Raw genomic sequence first — 17,260 nt, forward strand, 5'->3', positions numbered from 1 at the left:
CAACCGTTTCGTCACGCTCTGTCGATCCATGGATCCGCCGATCGCCGCCGCTGTTGATCTCATTGACATCGACGGCATAAAGATCCTCGCGGCACAGGTGCCGTCCCTCCCCAGGGAACGGCGGCCGTGCCACCTCGCCGGCCGTGCGCCATGGGAGACGTCATTCGTCCGGATGGCGGACGGGGACCGCAAACTCTCGGCCTACGAAGTTCAACTCCTCCTGGAAAACCGCGCCGCAGTGAAGCATGACGCGACCGTCGTCTTCGACGCGACGATCGACGACCTTGATCTGGAACGAACGAAAGCCTTCCTCGTTCGTGTACGAGAACAACGACCCATACTTTCACAACGCTCCGACCACGAGATCCTACGACTGTTGAACGTACTACGGGAGACCGACGACGGCCCCCGTCCGACAATGGCCGGACTGCTCACGTTGGGAATCTTCCCACAGCAGTACCTCCCCCAGCTGGACGTTACCGTCGTGATTTTTCCGACACCAGATCCCGCCGTGCCGGGGCCGCGCGGGGAACGCTTTCTGGACAACCGTTCCATCGACGGTCCCATACCGGTCCTCGTCCGCGACACGATCGCAATGCTGAAACGTCACATGAAACAACGCAGCATCATCTCCGGTCTCTTCCGTGTCGACGAATGGGAATATCCGGAAGAAGTACTCCGGGAAGCAATCGTCAACGCCATCGTGCATCGCGACTATTCACCGGCGGCGCAAGGAGCCCAGGTCCAGATCGAGCTGTACCCGGACCGCCTTCTCATCCGCAACCCAGGCGGACTCTACGGGCCGCTGCACGTCAGGGATCTCGGCCTCGGTACCGTCCCAGCCTCGTCACGCAACCCCGTCCTGCTCAAACTCCTGGAGGACACCCCGCTCGAAGCCGGCCGTACCGTGTGCGAGAACCGCGGGACAGGAATCGCCCGGATACGCACGTCGCTGACGGAGGTCGGCATGGAGCCGCCGACCTTCGACGACCGCATCGCGACATTCAGCGTCACCTTCCCGAATCACACCCTGCTGGACGAGGAAACACTGCAATGGCTGTCCTCGCTTGACGTTTCCGGACTGAGCCGCGCCCAGTTCAGCGCGCTGGCGCTCGCCCGGCGGGGTGAGACCCTCACAAACGTCAACTACCGGACCGCCACCGGAGTCTCAGACTCAAGGACTGCGACCACGCATCTTCAGGAACTACGCGGGCGCGGCCTGCTCATCCAGGAAGGCAACCGCGGCCAGGCCGTCTACCGGCTCGGGCCGGGTACCGTGCGCCCCCCAGACGTCGACTCCGGCTCTTCCTACTATGAACAGGTCTACGCCGCGTTGTCGACCACACCGATGGCCCGTCGCGAAATCGCCGAACGAACCGGCCTCACCGAGCCTCAGGTTCGTGCGGCCCTCGCCCGACTGCAGCGGAACGGGGCGATAGAACTGGTGGGTCCGCCCCGCTCCCGCCACGCACGCTGGCGTCGGATCGAGCACGAACAGTAGTCACCGCACCCACAAGATCCGGAACGGCCGGTTACTCCTGGAGTTGAGGGTAGGTTTCGACGTCGGTTGCCTTGAACGACGCCCACACGGTCACGCCCGGTTCCAGGCGCAGCTCGGCGAGGGCGGCCGGGGTGACGTCGGCGAGCAGCGGGGGGATCGTGTCGAGCGCCACCCGGGCCCGGTCACCCAGCAGTTCCAGCCCGGCGATCCGGCCGGCGAGGGTGTTGCGGGCGCTGCCGTGCGGCTCCTCGATCCCGAGGACGACGGCGGAGGGCCGCAACGCGGCCAGCACCGGCCCGCCGATCGCGGTGTCCGCGATGGTCAGGACACCACCGCCGGCCAACCGCACCCGGCCGGCGTCGGCCTGCCCCCGGTAGAGGTTCAGCCCGACGAGCCTGGCCACATAGTCGGTCCGGGGCCGGCGGGCGACCTCTGCCGGCGGCCCCTGCTGTACCACCCGGCCCGCTTCGATGATCACAATCTCGTCGGCGAGCACCATCGCTTCGATCGGATCGTGGGTCACCAGCACCGACGGGCCCGCGAAACCGGTGAGGTGCCGGCGAAGATCCGCCCGGACGGCCAGCCGGGTGGACGCGTCCAGGGCGGCGAGAGGCTCGTCCAGCAGCAGTAGGCGCGGCCCGCCCGCGAGCGCTCGGGCCAACGCCACCCGCTGGGCCTGCCCGCCCGAGAGCACACCGGGGCGGCGGTCGGCGAACTCGGCCAGGCCAAACGTCGCCAGCCACTGCCCGGCGGCGGCGCGGGCCGCGGCCCGGGACATCCCGCGGGCACGCGGACCGAAGGCGACGTTGTCCCGGGCGGTCAGGTGCGGGAACAGCAGATAGTCCTGGAAGACCATCCCGACCGCGCGCCGCTGCGCCGGGACGAAGATCCCGGCAGCCGGATCGTCCACGACCTCGTCGCCGAGGCTGACACGTCCCCCGTCGATCGGCAGCAGGCCCGCGAGCACCCGTAGCAGCGTCGTCTTGCCCGACCCGTTCGGGCCGAGAACGGCCACCGTCCTCCCGCCCGCTGCGGTCAGTGCGACCTCAAGGGTGAAACCGTTCGTACGCTCCACCCGCACCCGGGCCTGCAGGGCAGCCTCGCTCACAGTGCATTACCCGGCCGCAGCCAGCGTTCCCGCAACAGCAGCAGAACGCCCACGGCCACCGCGAGCAGAACGAGGGACAGGGCGATCGCCGCATCCGGGTCGGTCTCCAGCGCGAGATAGACCGCGATCGGCATGGTCTGGGTCGTCCCCGGATAGTTACCGGCAAACGTGATCGTCGCGCCGAACTCGCCGAGGGCGCGCGCCCAGCACAGCACCGCGCCCGCACCGAGCGACGGCGCGATCATCGGGAGGGTGACCCGGTGGAAGGTCACCCACGGGCTGGCCCCGAGGGTGGCGGCGGCGTCCTCGAAGCGGCGGTCGGTCGATCGCAACGCCCCCTCCACCGTCACGATCAGAAACGGCATCGCCACGAACGCCTCCGCCATCACCACACCAGCGGTGGTGAACGGCAGGGTGATGCCGAACCAGGCGTCCAGATGGCGGCCGACGATCCCGCGCCGGCCGAACGCAAGCAGCAACGCCACCCCACCGACCACCGGCGGCAGCACCAACGGCACCGTCACCACCGCACGCAGCAGGCCCCGGCCGGGAAAGCTCGCGCGGGCCAGCAGCCAGGCCAGCGGCACGCCGACCAGCAACGACAGCACGGTCGCGATCGTCGAGGTGATCAACGACAGTCGCAACGCCTCCCCCACCGCCGGGGTGACCAGCAGCGCGGGCAGGCTGCGCCACGGTGCCCGCAGGAGGAGGCCCGCCAGCGGCAGCAGCAGGAAGCCGATCGCGACAGCGCCGGCGACCGCCAACGGAACCGGCACCCGGCCGCCGCCCCCGGACCGCTCACCCTGCCGGACGCGGGCGTGGACGGGGACGGGGACGGGGACGGGGACGCGGACGGGGGAGCCCGAACGCCGCCGGTCCGCACGACCCAGGACACGACCCAGGAGCGGGAGATGGCTCACGAACCGGGCAAGAACCCGGCCTTGGCCAGCACCGCCTGCCCGCTGGGCGACAACACGAACGCCTCGAACGCCGCCGCCCCAGCCGGGTTCGGCGCCTTGGTCAGGGCAGCGATCGGATAGGCCGTGGAGGCGTTCTGCGCCGCGGGGATCGCGATCCCCTTCACCTTCGCGGCCGCGGCCTGCGCGTCGGTGACATACACCATGCCGGCGTCGACCTCACCGAGTTCGACCGTGGTCAGGACCGCCTTCACGTCCGCGCCGTAGGTCGTCGCCGTGACCGTGACACCCGCGTTGGCGAAGACCTTCGCGGCGGTCACCCCGCACGGGACCTGCGCCTGACACAGCGCGACCTTCACCCCCGGCTTCGCCAGGTCGGCGACGGCCGCGATGTTCGCCGGGTTGTTCGGCGGAGTCACGATCTCCATCGAGTTCTTCGCGAACGTCGTCGGGTTGGCCGCCTGCCCGGCGGTCACAACGGCTGCCATGTTCGTCGCGCTGGCCGAGGCGAACACATCCGCGGGCGCACCCTGAGTGAGCTGGGTCGCCAGCGTCGAGCTCGCTCCGAAGTTGAACTTCACGCTCACCCCGGGATGCGCCGCCTCGAACTGCTTGCCCAGCTCGGTGAACGACTCGGTCAGCGACGATGCCGCGAACACCGTCACCGTCCCGGTCAGCGCAGGTGTCCCCGCCTGCGACGTCGACGGCGGGGCGGTCGCGTTAGAACTGGTCATACTCGAACCACATCCCACCAGAACCGTACACACCAGCGCACACAGCGCCCAGAATTTCGATCGCGTTCCCACGTATCCCCCTCAACGGAAAACAGCGGACCTCCGCCGGCACGGACGCGCCGGCGCGACAGGCGGTTCAGCGACGCTGCTGAGGAAGTTCCATCACCACATTCGTCGACTTCACCGACGCCACGGCGATCACGCCGGGCTCCAAACCGAGCTCGTCGGCGGACTCCCGGCTCATCAACGACACGATCCGGTGCGGACCGGCCTGGATCTCAACCTGCGCCATCACCCCGTCCCGCACCACGCGGGTCACGATCCCGGGGAACCGGTTACGGGCCGACTCACCCACCACCGCGGCGTCGACCGCCGGCGGCCGGTCCACCGACGCCGCCAGCTCCTGACTGAACCGGGCCAGCGCCGCGCCCTCGACGGCTTGGCGGCCGCTGTCGTCGCGGACCAGCGGCAGTTTGCCGGCGTCCGCCCACCGTCGCACCGTGTCGTCACTGACACCCAGCAGGCCGGCCACATCCGAGATCCGCAAAGTCGTCACAGATGCACCATAGCCGACGCGCCTGCGGACTGCATTCGGGACAAACAACCGAACGTACGATTCAGCTGGACCCACCTGGTTGACCATCGGAACGAGAACGCGCCGGCTTCGCTCCATCCAGGCGGCGCCCCCAGTAGACCCACCAGGACAGCGTCTGGGTGACCAGGGCGAACCCGAACAGCAGATCCTCGACAGGGGCGTACACGAACCGGGGGCCGAGAATCGCGCGGGGATCGTAGGTGACGATCGCCAGGCCGGTCAGGACACCGTTCGTGATCAACTGGAAGACGATGATGATGGCATAGGCAACCCAGAACGCCTTACGGACAAGCACTCTGGTCCGCAGCACCGCGAGATCGAGGAACACGGTGGCGGCGACGCCGACGGCCGCAAGGGCGGTATAACTCACGGGTTGTCATCCGCGGGCATGTCACCTGCGGGGATGGCACCCGCAGGCTCGTCACCCGCGGGCTCGTCACCCGCCGGCTCGTCACCGACCGGCCAGCCCTTGACCGCACGGACGGCTTCCAGCGTCAGGACCGCGCAGACCGGCACCACCAGGAAGAACAGCAGCTCCTCCAGCGGCAGCCCGCCGACCGGGCGCACCCCGGACATCTGGGCGCGGTCATAGCCCCAGTGCCGGTGCAAGATCGCATAGACATCCCAACCGGTGAACACGACGCCCACCGGCAGCAACGTCAACAACAACCGCACCGGCCGCGCGTAGACCCGGGTGCGAAAGATCACCTCTAGCGGCGCGGTGCCGATCAGACAGGCCGCGAGGACCGCGAGGTACGTCAGGTGCCGCACCGCGCTCGGGTCAGGCCGCGCGGAGCCGGCCGGTCAGGCCCGCCGCGGCAGCACCCGGGTCCGCTGCCCCGGTGATGCCCCGGACGACGACCACCCGCCGGGCGCCGGTGTCGAGGATCTCGTCGAGCGTTGTCGCGTCCACCCCGCCGGTGACGAACCACGGCTTGACCCCGGATGCGAACGGCGGGGCGAGCCGAGCGGCCAGACGCGGCAGCTCCAGCCCGACCGGGGCGCGCCCTTGTTTGGTGGGCGTCGCCCACACCGGCCCGACGCAGAAGTAGTCCACGTCGGGATCCTCGATCGCGGCGGTGAGCTGTTCGGGATCATGGGTGGACCGCCCGATCAGCACGTCCGGGCCGAGCAGCGCCCGGGCGAGCCGGGGTGGGATGTCGCACTGCCCCACATGCAACACGTCCACGCCGGTGAAGGCGGCGAGATCGGCACGATCGTTGGCACTCACCAGCGCCGCACGCCGCTGGGCGATCTCCCGCATCACGGCGAGCAGGTCGGCCTCGGGCTGCCATTCCAGGCCCTTTTCCCGGAGCTGGACGATGTCCACACCGCCGGCGAGAACGTCGTCGACAAACCTGGGGAACGCCGGCTGGCGCCCGGTGCACAGGTAGAGCCGAGCATCGGCGAGCCGCGCCTGCCGCACCGGCACCGGCACCGGCACCGTTGGCGACGGTACCTGCGAGGTCAGATCACCAGAAGACCGCACCATAGCCATGACCCTATGTGTGCCATGACCCTGTGTGCGGCGGGGCGCTCTAAAAGGCCAGGGCCTGGGCCCGGCGTTTGACTTCCCGGCCACGGTTTTCCGCCAGCGCCCGCACGGGGGTACCGGGCAGGGTCGGGTCTTCCCGGAAGAGCCAGTCGATCGCCTCCTCGTCGGAAAACCCCGCGTCCGTCAGCACCGTCAGCAGGCCGGGAAGACCTTTGACGATCGCTCCATCCACGATGAACTCAGCGGGCACCCGCAGGACGCCCGCTGAGCGTACGGCGAGCAGCTTGCGGTCTCCCACCAGCTGTCGTACCCGCGTGATGGGCAGCCCGAGCATGTCAGCGACATCGGGCAGTGTCAGCCAATCCACGGTCAAAGTAAACACCGGGCAACGGCTCTTGGTCACGCCGGGGTGACGGGGGCCGCGCCTGCGGCCACCGATCGGGTGGCCGCCTCCATCACAGCGACCACCCGCCGGGCCGCCTCCACCGGATACGGCATCGGCCAGCCCGAGACCAGGCGGTCCGCCAGCTCGCTGTGGAAGCCCGAGGTAGCCGGTGGCGGAAACGCCAGGCGGGTCCGGTTTCCGTCCCCGGTGACCAGGTTCAACGGGGCGGGGAAGGCCTCGGGCGTGCGCTCGGAATGCCGCCCGGATCGCGAGCCCGGCCCCGCCGGCCCCGCCGACTCCGTCATGACCTCGCTGACGATCGAGCCGGTAGCGCCCATGGCATGCAACCTCGGCCACGCCACCGCGGCGATGTCGGAGATCGTGACCTGCGCTTCGGCACCGTCGGCGAAGTGGAGCAGGATCCGGATATGGTCGGCGTTGCTGACGTGGTGCCAGACCCGCTTGTGGGCGGATGCCGACACCCACTCGACGGGTTCGGTCAGCAGGTCGAGAATCAAGTCCAGATGGGCGAACCCGCGATCGTAGATGACGCCTCCGCTCACTCTGACGTCGTCATGCCAGGTTCCGGCGGGACGCGCGAACGCACCCTGGAACGTCTCCAGCCACAGCACGTCGCCGACAGCGCCCGACCTGACCGCGGCCCGCAGTGCCCGGCAGCCGGGATCGTCGCGCTGGTCGGGGTGCACGGCCAGGACGAGGCCGCGCTCGGCCGCGGCGGAGATGAGATCGTCAGCCTCCTGGGTGGCCAGGCAGAAGGGCTGTTCGACGACGACATGCTTTCCGGCATCCAGCGCCCGCATGGCCCACTCGGCATGGGTGTGGGTCGGCGTGGCAACGATGACCAGACCCACCTCGGGGTCGGCCACCAACTCAGCTGGATTGGCGATCCGGCGGGCACCGCGGTCGCCACCACGACCCGACGGACGGGACCCACCGTCACAGACAGCGGTCATCTCCAGGCCTTCGGTCGCCTCGACGGCCATGTGGTGGGCGGCGGCGGAGTCGGCCGTGCCGAGCAGCCCCACCCGCACCGGCGGCGCATCAAGAACCCCGAGGGCGTGGCGTAGCCACCGCCCGATCAGCCGATGGTATGCCGGATCAGCCAGCACCCGGCCGCCCGAGCCGAGGGTGAACATGCCCAGCCCCGTGGACGGACGCCAGGTGCACACCGCATGATCGGCCAACTCGTGGCGAACCATCAGCAACTGCTGCACGTCGTCGACAATCTTGTCAGGTATGACCCACTGGTCGACCGGGCGGAAGTCGCCGATACGGGCGGTGAAGTCACCGCCGTCCGGGCCGGGAATCAGGCTGAGCTCGTGAGCCGGGATCACTCGCCCGGGAAGCAGCCCCGACGCCTCGACCAGCGGACTGTCAGGTGGCAGCGACCGCAGGGTGGGGCCGGCGAGCAGCACGGGGACGGACTGGCGCGCGCGATCCAACACGTCCTGTTCGACCCCGTCGAGCGGCCGATCGATGAGCACGAGGAGGGCGTCGGCGGATCTCGCGGAGGTGGGCCCGAGCCCAGCGCCCCGCAGGTGGTCGCCGAGAACGCTCGCGCCGGGCAGGTTCGAGACCAGGTGAATGCGGGGCACGCAGGAACTGTAGTAATCGCCCGGGCGGCATCCCGACGGGGGTCTCGTCCCGAAACACCGATGACTCATGACCATACCGGTCGCTGCCCGCCCATCGGGCCAACAGCCGCGCAATCATGTTCCTACCCGCGCATGTTCGCCTACGCGCGGCCCCCAGTAAGAGCGCCCGACAATAGGGGCGTGGATCAAGGAGCGGGGCTGGGGCGCGTAGATCGCGAGGCGGAGGAAGAAGTCACCCTGGTGTTGGGTGGCGACCGACGACAACGCGGCGAGGTGCGTGCCCCAGCCCCGCGACGCCGCGTCCCCTATTGCCGGGCGCTCTAAGCCCCGGCCGAAGGCCGGATCAGCCCAACGGTGTCGACGCGTCCGCGAACCGGGTCGGGTCGATCGTGGCACCGGCGACCATCAGGCGCCGGCCACGCACGACATCGGCCGGTCGCCCGACGGCGACCACAGCCGCCAGCTGGCCGGCATCGTCGAACCAGCCCGCCGACCAGCCCTTGAGCTGGCTCGGGTCGCCACGCCACACCGGCTTCGCGTCGGCCGGGCGGCGACCCGCAAATTGGATCATTCGATCGAACTGGTCGGACCAGAAATAGGGCACCGGGTCATAGACCGCGACGTCCTCCGGAGGGGTACCCGCGTCTGCACGCAACGGTGTAGTCGCGTCTGCACGCAGCAGGGTGGCCGCGGCGACAACCGGTGACTGCTGGGCACAGTCCCAGTGTTCGACCCGCATCCGTGTCGAGTAGCGCAGCGACCACCATGCGGCGCTGTCGCCGACGCAGACAACCGGTGTGGACCAGTCCGCGGCAAGGTGTTCGTCCACGACGACCCCACGGTCGAGCGCGAGCCCGCAACCGACGAGCCAACCGGTGGCCGGCCGAACCCCGACGCCAACCACGATCTCGTCTGCGAGCAGGTGCTCGCCGCCGACGAGTGCAAGCCCGTCCGGCTGGACGGCGTGGACCTCGGTGTCCAGCCGCAACGTCACGCCGGCCTGGGCATACCAGTCGATCATACGGGAGCCGACCTCGTCCCCGAGCGCCTGCGCCAACGGGACGTCCGCAGCCTCGACGACGGTCACCGCCGCACCGGCGGCCGCGGCGGCCGTAGCCACCTCCGCGCCGATCCAGCCCGCCCCGACCACCGCGAGCCGCAGACCCGGACGCAGGACCTCCCGTAACGCGCGGGCATCGTCGATGGTGCGCAGTACCCGCTGGCGCCCGTCACCGGGCAGCCGCACCGGATCGGCACCGGTGGCGATGACCAGGCCGTCGAAATCGAGCGGACCACGATCGGTGTCGAGGGCCCCCGGCCGCAGCCCGGTGGCGCGACGGCCGAGAAGCAGCTCGACATCGCCCAGGTCAACAGGCAACGTGGTGTCGTCCCTGCGTCCGGCGAGCACGGCCTTTGACAGTGGCGGTCGGTCGTACGGGAGGTGGTCCTCGGCACCGAGCAGGGTCAGCGTCCCGGTATACCCGCCAGCCCGCAGCTCCTGGCAGGTCCGGCCTCCGGCGAGTCCCGCGCCCACGACGACAATCCGCTCCATGTCGGCGAGGGTAGCCCGGCACCCGTTTCCCCGCGCAGGTTTCCCCGCGGTTTCGATCTGCCTGCGCATGACAGCTGCCGGCGCATCACAACGGGCCCCACCGGCGCATCACAACGGGCCCCATCCGACCGGATGCCCGCGACCGGAGCACGCGATCGTAAGCTGTGCCATATGGACGCGACCGTCACAGACCCCGTCATCGGACGGTTACTGGACGGGCGCTACACCGCGCAGGAACGCATCGCGGTAGGCGGCATGGCGACGGTCTATGTCGCGCACGACAACCGGCTTGACCGGCTGGTCGCTCTCAAGGTCATGCATCCCGCCTTCGCGCACGATCAGGACTTCGTCCGGCGCTTCCACCGAGAGGCCACCGCCGCGGCGCGGCTGAACACCCCGCGTGCCGTCTCCATCCTCGATCAGGGCAGTGACAACGGGCCCCACGGGCATGTCATCTATCTGGTGATGGAGCTTGTCCGGGGGCAGACCCTGCGCCAGCACATCGGCAACCGCGGTCGACTGACCCCGGCCGAGGCTGTCGAGATCATCGAGCCGGTCCTCGAAGCTCTCACGGCCGCCCACGACGCCGGCCTCATACACCGTGACATCAAGCCGGAGAACATCCTGCTGGGCAACGACGGCCAGGTGAAGGTCGCGGACTTCGGGCTCGCCCGGCCCGTCAACCAGGCGACCTACGCCATGACACAAGGTGTCGTGATGGGGACCGTCGGCTATCTCGCACCCGAGCAGGTCAGCGACGGCTCGGCCGACACCCGCAGCGACATCTACGCCGCCGGAGTCGTGCTGTACGAGATGCTGACTGGGCAGTTGCCCCACAGCGGCAGCACCCCGATGTCGCTTGCCTACCAGTCCGTGCACGGCGATGTTCCCGCGCCGTCCGCAGCCGTTCCGGGCATCCCCGCCGCGCTGGACACGCTCGTGCTCCGCGCCACCGCACGCGACCCGAACCGACGGCCCGCCGACGGCGCCGCCATGCTGGACGAGCTGCGCGAGCTCGCGGCGTACCTACCGGAGCCCGGCCAGGAGCCAGGCCCGTCCGACGGCTACCCCGACCGCTACCCCGACGGCACCCACCCGGGGCTGGCTGCGGTCGACGGCTCCCGGGCGACCACCGGCTACGAACGTGGCGGGGGGGACCTGCACGGTCTCGCGCCGCACTACCGGCGACGGTCGCGATGGTCGGTCGGCAGGCTCGTGGCGATAGCCGTTGTCACGCTCATCGCCCTGGTCGCAGTGTTCGCCGGGGCAAGGGCGCTGTCCGGGCCGGGCACGGTACGGGTCCCCCCGCTGGTTGGTCTCGACCGGGCCACGGCGGAACGGACGCTCACCGAGGCCGGGCTGGCCGTGGTCTTCGATGATGCCGCCACCAGCGACACGTTCACCGAGGGCCGGGTCATGGAGCAGAATCCGGCCAGCACCGCCGAGGTGAAGCCCGGCAGCACGGTGCGGGTACGCCTCAGCCTGGGCAAGGCGAAGGTCCACGTGCCCGACGTCGCCACCCTGTCGGTGACCGAAGCCCAGAGCAGGCTCACCCGCCAACAGCTCAACGTGACGCCTACCCCACGCCAGGAAGCCAACGCCGCGATCGCGGCCGGTAACGTGATCAGAACGGACCCGGCCGCGGGCACCGAGCTCGCCCAGGGCACCGCGGTGACGCTGATCGTCAGTACCGGCCCGGCCACCGTCACCATGCCCTACGTGATCCAGCTGACGTTCGAACAGGCCCGCAGCCAGCTCCAGGCACTCGGTCTCACCGTCAACCGTGCGGACATCAACGACGACACCGTCGCCGCCGGCAGCGTCGTGCGCACCTCCCCCGACCCCGGGCAGCAGGTCAACCGCGGCTCGACGGTCACCCTGTTCGTCTCCAAGGGTCCGCCCGACACAGGAGGAGGAGGCAACGGCGGGGACGGCAGCGGTCAGCTGGTCGACGTTCCCGATGTCGTCGGCCTCAAGTACCAGGCCGCCGCGCGAGTACTGCAACACGCCGGGCTGAAGGCCGAACGTGATGGTATCGCCTTCTTCGGCGACACCGTCAAGAGCATGAACCCGCCCGCCGGAAGCCAGGTCCAACAGGGCACCAAGGTGACCCTCACGGTGGGATAGATCAAATGATGATGTGGCGATCGTTCAGGGTGGATTCCGTGCCGGCCGGATCAAACCGTCCGGACGAATCACCGTGGACGGCGAGGGCGAGATACGTGCCCGCGCGGGGTGTTCCCCGTCACCATGGGAGCGGACGGTGTATGCGGGTGCCGACCAGCGCCTGGGCTGCGCACCGTACAGGGGGAACGGGGGGGACGCCATGGGAGTATCACTCACCAGGCGACGAGCGGAACGCCTTGACCGGTTGATCGACGGTCGGCAGCCTGTCGTGGGCATGCGCGACCGCACCAGGCTGGACGTCGTCACCGCGCTGCGAGCCTGTGAACAGGTGTCGCCGCGCGAGGAGTTCCGCGCGTCCCTGCGCGCCCATCTGCTCGCCGAACCCCCGACCAGCGAGCTCCACAACCGCGAGCTCCACAACCGCAAGCTCCCAGCCACCGAAACCGTCAACGGCAAACATCTGACCAACGAACGTCTGACCAACGAACGTCTGACCAACGAACGTCTGACCAACGAACGTCTGACCAACGAACGCCTGACCGGCGAGGAAAGGGCACCCGGACGCGGCTCGCGCGCGTGGGTCGGTGCCCGCCCGGCTCTGATCGGCGCCCTTGCCACGTCGGTCCTGGTGACGGGTATCGCGGTCAACGCTCATCGGGCGGTTCCCGGTGAACCCTTCTACGGGCTCAAGCTCCGGGTCGAGCAGATCCAGCTTGATCTCACCAGTAACCGTGTCGAAAAGGCCAAGGTCCACCTCGACATCGCCCGGACCAGGCTGGGTGAGATCCAGACTCTCATGGACGACGGACGGCTTCCGACGAAGACCACCGAGATTCGCGGTCTTCTGGCAGCCTGGCGCAACGAGGCGGCGGCCGGCGGGGACGTGCTGGTCGCCGAGGCTCGCAACGGCAGCGACGACGCACTGCGCGCGGTCCGGGATTTCACCGCCGACCAGACCCGGGATCTGCGGACCCTGCTCGACGGCCTGCCCGGTGGTCAGCTGCGCACGATGGCATCCGACGCCCTCGACTACGTGCACGGTGTGGACGACACCCTCACCGCCGCCGGGTTCACGCCACCGTCGCGGGCGGGCGCTCCGGCCGCCGTTTCGACCCCGGTGGACCATGCACCCACGCGGGAACCGGTCGTCGGGGACCCGACCGCGGCGCTGCCGGTGAACCCCTCCGCCGCGCCGGCTCCCAGCGCGGGTCCTCCCACCGAGCCCACCGCATCGGGCCCGGCCACCGCTGACGTTCCGCCGAGCGCGGGCCCCGCTCCGAGCGCCCCCGGGCGCCCGGGGAACGCACACGCCCCCACCGCCAGCCCCACGCCGGCGGCGACAACGCCGACAATCGGGACGTCGACGACACCGAGCACACCGCCCACCGGGACCGGTCCCGACCCTGACGGCATCGTGGCGAACCTGTTGAACCCCACCGACTCCGGCTGACACCTCCGGGCCTCACAATCCAAGGCCGCTGGTTGACAAACGATCGACATGTTCTTCATTCGCACGACTTTCCAATATTAACAGGAGTTTCGAATAACATTTCCAGATAATACGTGCCACCTGCGATACCCGACCGCGATAGCCGGGCTTAACCCGGCTGTCGACCGGGTACCGCAAGGCGTATGGGTGATACCCTGAGCGGGAAAGCTCTTTTTCGCATACTAGGACCACTGGAAGTATACAATCCGGACGGCGAGCCCGTAGATATTCATCAGGGCAAACCACGGGTACTGCTTTCCTTGCTGCTGCTGAACTCCAACACCTGGGTCGGCGTTGACCGGATTTGCTCCTCCCTCTGGGAGGACGAGCCGCCTCGTTCCGCCTCCGGAAACATCAAGACCTATGTCTCCCAGTTGCGTCATGCGCTGCCACCCAGCCGGGATCCATTCGGCAGAATTGAAAGCAAAAGAGGCGGGTACCGCATCAACGTATTGCCCGAAGAAATGGACTTCTCCATATTCGGGAGGATGGCGGACAGGGGTCGGGAAACATTGCGTTCCGGCACCCGCGAGAAAGCCATTGAATACTTCGAGGAAGCTCTGAAGCTATGGCGTGGTCAACCCTTCGAAGAATTGCCCGCGGACATCGCGCTCGCCGAGACCGCCCGGCTTGAGGAACAGCGCTGGGCAGTCTGGGAGGACCTGATGGATGCCCGCCTCGCCCTGGGCCAACCTGAGATCATCCTACCCACGCTGCGTGCACTAATAGTGGAATATCCGCTCCGGGAACGCCTCTGGGGTCAGCTCCTGGTCGCACTGGACCGTTCGGGCCGTCGAGCCGAAGCCCTGTCCGCCTACCGGACCGTGTACGACCGTCTTGCAAACGATCTTGGAATAGAGCCCGGTGTCGACCTACGGCGGCTTCATCATCAGATCCTTTCGGCCGACAACGAGACGCTGGTGGCCGACAACGCCACCAACCCGAGCCTACCGTCCGATCAGTGCGGGTACCGATGAGGCGCATCAATCGGCGGATGTATGCAGGCTGAACCAAAATTGAACCTCTCGGTGGAACAGTTAACACCAGCCGGACACGGAACGTAGACAAGATACTGGTCTCGATCAGCGATCGGCCCAGTCGGAAAAGATCAGATCGTCCGGCGACCAGACAACCACAGACTTCAACGGGAGGGATCCATGAAGGCTTCCTACGAGGCGCCTGCTCTGCACGAGGCCGGCGCCTTCGCCACGATCACCGGTGGCCACTACTGGGGACACGGGCGTGACTTCTTCGGCCGGCGCCGCGGCTTCCGCGACTTTGGCGAATTTGAGGGACGCCGAGGCAGGTTCGGAGCTAAGTAGCCGGATCGACTCCTCACGTGTCGCGTGGGTGTCGGGTAGGACGCGTGGGTGTCGGGTAGGAGAAGTCTGGATTTCCGCCCACACCCGGCAGCAATCACCTGACAGGCCGTGAGCCGAACGGGGCGGGTGGTGGTGGCCCTACAGCTGCCGCCACCCGCCCACTCATCGGGGTATCGGGGTACTGATGTATCGGGGTACTGATACCGACCGCCGAGAAGGAACGGGGCCCTGACGAGATGACCGGATTTCCTACGCTGCCCACCGGAACCCCGTGGTTCGTGGTGCTACCGGACTCCGGTGTCGCTGCCGCGGTCGCAGCCGAGATCACCGACCATGCCACCGAATCGGTCCGCTACGATTCCGGCCGGCCATGGCTGTTGGGCGACTGGCCCCGGGATGGGATCGTTACAGCGGTCACGGGACGGTCCCGGATAACGCTGATAGGATGTTGCCCGGTCGACGCCGCCTACCTCACGCGCGTTCTCGAACGCACCCGGGATGTGGCCTCGCTCGGCACCTTGGCCTGCTCGTTGCCAGGAAGCTTCCACATCATCGCCGAGATCGACGGCCGTCGCCGTGTCCAGGGCACCGCGTCAGGTACACGGCGGGTCTTCTACGTCGTGGTCGACGACCAGGTGATCGCCGCGGACCGGGCCGATGTACTGGCCGCTGTCACCGGTGGTGAGTTGGACATGCACGCCGTTGCACTGGCGCTCCTCGACCCGATAGCGCCGTACCCGTTGGACGACCAGCCGATGTGGCGAAACATCGAAGCGGTACCGTCGGATCATTTCCTCCTGGTTGCCGGAAACGGGCGGCCAAGCCGGATTCGTTGGTGGCGACAACCCGATCCTGTACTTCCGTTGGCGCAGGGCGCACGGCTGCTACGGCATGCACTCACCGAGGCCGTAGGCGTCCGCGCCGGTATGGGTGGCACTGTGAGCAGCGACCTGTCCGGCGGACTCGACTCGACCTCGTTGTGCTTTCTCGCCGCTCGGCATCCGATCGCTCTCGTCGCCTACACCGGAATCGGACGGGACCCGGGGGACGACGACGCGGAGTGGGCTGCTCTCGCCATCGAGAACCTGCCGACGGCAGTACACGAGATCCTGCCACGTGAAGATCTTCCACTTGTCTATGACGGAATCGCAACCACCGACGAACAGTTGGACAGGCCCTTCATCGGGATTATCGACCGGGCGAAGATGCTCGCCGGATTCCACCGGCTGGCCCCGTACCAACCCCGGGTGCACCTGACCGGACTCGGTGGTGACGAGGTCCTCGAGGGAGGGCCGAACTACCTGTACACGCTGGTCCGCCGCCGCCCGTGGACCGCCTTCGACCGGCTCCGCGGCTTGCGGGCCCACAACCGATGGCCATTGCCGGCAAGCCTGTGGATGATGCTGCGCCCGCGCTCGTACCACGCCGCTCTGTCCGACGTGGCCGCGCAGGTGACCGGCTCCGGGCGGAGGCAACCGCTGCCCGACCTGGACTGGGCCGCTGCGCCACGGCTGGCGCCGTGGGTGACCGCGGACGGCGTCTGCCTGGTGCGTGAGGCGTTCGACGCGGTCCTGGGATCGGCCCGCCCGCTGGCTGGCACCCGTGACCAGCACTGTGACATCCTGTCCATCCGCTCCGGGGCCGGAGCCGTTCGCCTGTTCTCCCAGCTCGCCGCGCCCAGCCGCATCCCGATCGCCGCGCCCTTCCTCGACGACCGGGTCATCGAGGCGTCCCTCATGGTACGTCCGGAAGAACGGTCCACCCCCTGGGAGTACAAGCCGCTACTCAAGGAGGCTATGCACGGAATCGTGCCAGCGGTCTCGCTGGGGCGCGTCACAAAAGCGGAAGGATCGACCGAGGAAGAAGCAGGGCTGTCTGCCAACCGTGACTGGCTGCTGGCATTGTCCGAGGACTCGATGCTTGCCGCTCTCGGACTGGTCGACGCCGAGAAACTACGGGCCGGCTGTCGGTACTCCCACGGGCCTTCGCTGGCTCACGAGCCCCTTCAGCAGACCTTCGCTTGTGAGATGTGGTTGCGGGTACTCGCCGGCGACCGGACCGTGAAGGCGCAGCCTACTCAGGCGTAAGGACTCCGTGGGAGAATAGATGCTGGTGCTACGCAAAGGCGTCGTCCACGCGGAAACCGACTATGGGATCGGGCTCCTGGATGAACGCAGCGGTCGTTACTGGACACTCAACCCGATCGGGGCACTTGTCCTGCGGCTACTGCTCGACGGCGGCAGCACCGCCGAAGCAGCCGACGCTGTGGTCAACAGTTACGAGGTGGATGTTACCACTGCGAACCGGGACATACAGACCCTGCTGGTCCAACTCGACACGGCCGGGTTGATCGCCACCGACAGCGCCCGCTGACGGGAGCAACCCCCGTCCGTCGTCGCACGCCGAGCGGAGCACGTTC

The 17,260-nt window shown here is 68.4% G+C and carries 17 protein-coding genes; 7 read left to right on the plus strand and 10 right to left on the minus strand.

The genetic code is table 11. From position 1 onward, the window contains the following. Positions 1–1,501 (plus strand): ATP-binding protein (locus U9979_RS17290; RefSeq protein WP_322780209.1); only part of this gene is annotated, 1,501 nt, incomplete at its 5' end. A gap of 31 nt (positions 1,502–1,532) precedes the next feature. Here the strand turns inward: U9979_RS17290 and U9979_RS17295 are convergent. From U9979_RS17295 to U9979_RS17340, 10 genes are all read right to left on the minus strand, one after another. Further along, on the minus strand, positions 1,533–2,609 hold the full coding sequence (locus U9979_RS17295; RefSeq protein WP_322780210.1) for an ABC transporter ATP-binding protein: 1,077 nt from the start codon (positions 2,607–2,609) through the stop codon (positions 1,533–1,535). Further along, entirely contained in the window at positions 2,606–3,529 is a 924-nt protein-coding gene (locus U9979_RS17300; RefSeq protein WP_322780211.1) for an ABC transporter permease, read from the minus strand. The genes U9979_RS17295 and U9979_RS17300 overlap by 4 nt, the downstream gene beginning before the upstream one ends. Next, the gene (modA, locus tag U9979_RS17305) at positions 3,526–4,260 is read right to left on the minus strand and encodes a molybdate ABC transporter substrate-binding protein (RefSeq protein WP_322780212.1); all 735 of its coding nucleotides are present in this window, start codon (positions 4,258–4,260) and stop codon (positions 3,526–3,528) included. The genes U9979_RS17300 and modA overlap by 4 nt, the downstream gene beginning before the upstream one ends. 136 nt (positions 4,261–4,396) lie before the next feature. Beyond that, positions 4,397–4,816 carry a TOBE domain-containing protein gene (locus U9979_RS17310; protein ID WP_322747442.1) on the minus strand — a complete coding sequence of 140 codons (420 nt, stop codon included), beginning with the start codon at positions 4,814–4,816 and terminating at the stop codon, positions 4,397–4,399. Positions 4,817–4,877: 61 nt separating this feature from the next. After that, positions 4,878–5,225, minus strand: a complete 348-nt coding sequence (locus tag U9979_RS17315; RefSeq protein WP_322747441.1) for a lycopene cyclase domain-containing protein — start codon at positions 5,223–5,225, stop codon at positions 4,878–4,880. Continuing rightward, positions 5,222–5,626: a lycopene cyclase domain-containing protein gene (locus U9979_RS17320; protein ID WP_322780213.1), complete on the minus strand. Its 405-nt coding sequence runs from the start codon at positions 5,624–5,626 to the stop codon at positions 5,222–5,224. The genes U9979_RS17315 and U9979_RS17320 overlap by 4 nt, the downstream gene beginning before the upstream one ends. Positions 5,627–5,636: 10 nt before the next feature. Further along, positions 5,637–6,347, minus strand: a complete 711-nt coding sequence (thiE, locus tag U9979_RS17325; protein WP_322780214.1) for a thiamine phosphate synthase — start codon at positions 6,345–6,347, stop codon at positions 5,637–5,639. A gap of 46 nt (positions 6,348–6,393) precedes the next feature. After that, positions 6,394–6,717 carry an Rv2175c family DNA-binding protein gene (locus tag U9979_RS17330; RefSeq protein ID WP_322747450.1) on the minus strand — a complete coding sequence of 108 codons (324 nt, stop codon included), beginning with the start codon at positions 6,715–6,717 and terminating at the stop codon, positions 6,394–6,396. Between the two features lie 32 nt (positions 6,718–6,749). After that, entirely contained in the window at positions 6,750–8,351 is a 1,602-nt protein-coding gene (locus tag U9979_RS17335; RefSeq protein WP_322780215.1) for a Gfo/Idh/MocA family oxidoreductase, read from the minus strand. 343 nt (positions 8,352–8,694) lie between these two features. Beyond that, positions 8,695–9,903 (minus strand): NAD(P)/FAD-dependent oxidoreductase, encoded by a 1,209-nt coding sequence (locus U9979_RS17340; RefSeq protein ID WP_322780227.1) that lies wholly within the window; start codon positions 9,901–9,903, stop codon positions 8,695–8,697. A gap of 171 nt (positions 9,904–10,074) precedes the next feature. On the opposite strand from U9979_RS17340, the gene pknB reads away from it, so the two are divergent. From pknB to U9979_RS17370, 6 genes are all read left to right on the plus strand, one after another. Next, positions 10,075–12,030 carry a Stk1 family PASTA domain-containing Ser/Thr kinase gene (gene pknB / locus U9979_RS17345; RefSeq protein ID WP_322780216.1) on the plus strand — a complete coding sequence of 652 codons (1,956 nt, stop codon included), beginning with the start codon at positions 10,075–10,077 and terminating at the stop codon, positions 12,028–12,030. A 199-nt stretch (positions 12,031–12,229) separates the two neighbouring features. Then, positions 12,230–13,480, plus strand: a complete 1,251-nt coding sequence (locus tag U9979_RS17350; protein ID WP_322780217.1) for a DUF5667 domain-containing protein — start codon at positions 12,230–12,232, stop codon at positions 13,478–13,480. A gap of 182 nt (positions 13,481–13,662) precedes the next feature. Then, positions 13,663–14,496 (plus strand): AfsR/SARP family transcriptional regulator, encoded by an 834-nt coding sequence (locus U9979_RS17355; protein WP_322780218.1) that lies wholly within the window; start codon positions 13,663–13,665, stop codon positions 14,494–14,496. Positions 14,497–14,676: 180 nt separating this feature from the next. After that, on the plus strand, positions 14,677–14,841 hold the full coding sequence (locus U9979_RS17360; protein WP_322768799.1) for a lasso RiPP family leader peptide-containing protein: 165 nt from the start codon (positions 14,677–14,679) through the stop codon (positions 14,839–14,841). Positions 14,842–15,077: 236 nt separating this feature from the next. Beyond that, complete coding sequence (locus tag U9979_RS17365; protein ID WP_322780219.1) at positions 15,078–16,928, plus strand: lasso peptide isopeptide bond-forming cyclase; 1,851 nt, start codon at positions 15,078–15,080, stop codon at positions 16,926–16,928. A 19-nt stretch (positions 16,929–16,947) separates the two neighbouring features. Further along, positions 16,948–17,214 (plus strand): lasso peptide biosynthesis PqqD family chaperone, encoded by a 267-nt coding sequence (locus U9979_RS17370; RefSeq protein ID WP_322780220.1) that lies wholly within the window; start codon positions 16,948–16,950, stop codon positions 17,212–17,214. The last annotated feature ends 46 nt before the right edge of the window (positions 17,215–17,260 follow it).

The organism is Protofrankia sp. Cas4 (assembly GCF_963555915.1).
Classification (GTDB): domain Bacteria; phylum Actinomycetota; class Actinomycetes; order Frankiales; family Frankiaceae; genus Protofrankia.

What these genes read in the sequence shown, in the direction of transcription:
- thiE (WP_322780214.1), bottom strand. Translation starts at nt 6,347, where the DNA reads ATGGTGCGGTCTTCTGGTGATCTGACCTCGCAGGTACCGTCGCCAACG.
- U9979_RS17365 (WP_322780219.1), top strand. Translation starts at nt 15,078, where the DNA reads ATGACCGGATTTCCTACGCTGCCCACCGGAACCCCGTGGTTCGTGGTG.
- U9979_RS17350 (WP_322780217.1), top strand. Translation starts at nt 12,230, where the DNA reads ATGGGAGTATCACTCACCAGGCGACGAGCGGAACGCCTTGACCGGTTG.
- U9979_RS17360 (WP_322768799.1), top strand. Translation starts at nt 14,677, where the DNA reads ATGAAGGCTTCCTACGAGGCGCCTGCTCTGCACGAGGCCGGCGCCTTC.
- modA (WP_322780212.1), bottom strand. Translation starts at nt 4,260, where the DNA reads ATGACCAGTTCTAACGCGACCGCCCCGCCGTCGACGTCGCAGGCGGGG.
- U9979_RS17355 (WP_322780218.1), top strand. Translation starts at nt 13,663, where the DNA reads ATGGGTGATACCCTGAGCGGGAAAGCTCTTTTTCGCATACTAGGACCA.
- U9979_RS17370 (WP_322780220.1), top strand. Translation starts at nt 16,948, where the DNA reads ATGCTGGTGCTACGCAAAGGCGTCGTCCACGCGGAAACCGACTATGGG.
- pknB (WP_322780216.1), top strand. Translation starts at nt 10,075, where the DNA reads ATGGACGCGACCGTCACAGACCCCGTCATCGGACGGTTACTGGACGGG.
- U9979_RS17340 (WP_322780227.1), bottom strand. Translation starts at nt 9,903, where the DNA reads ATGGAGCGGATTGTCGTCGTGGGCGCGGGACTCGCCGGAGGCCGGACC.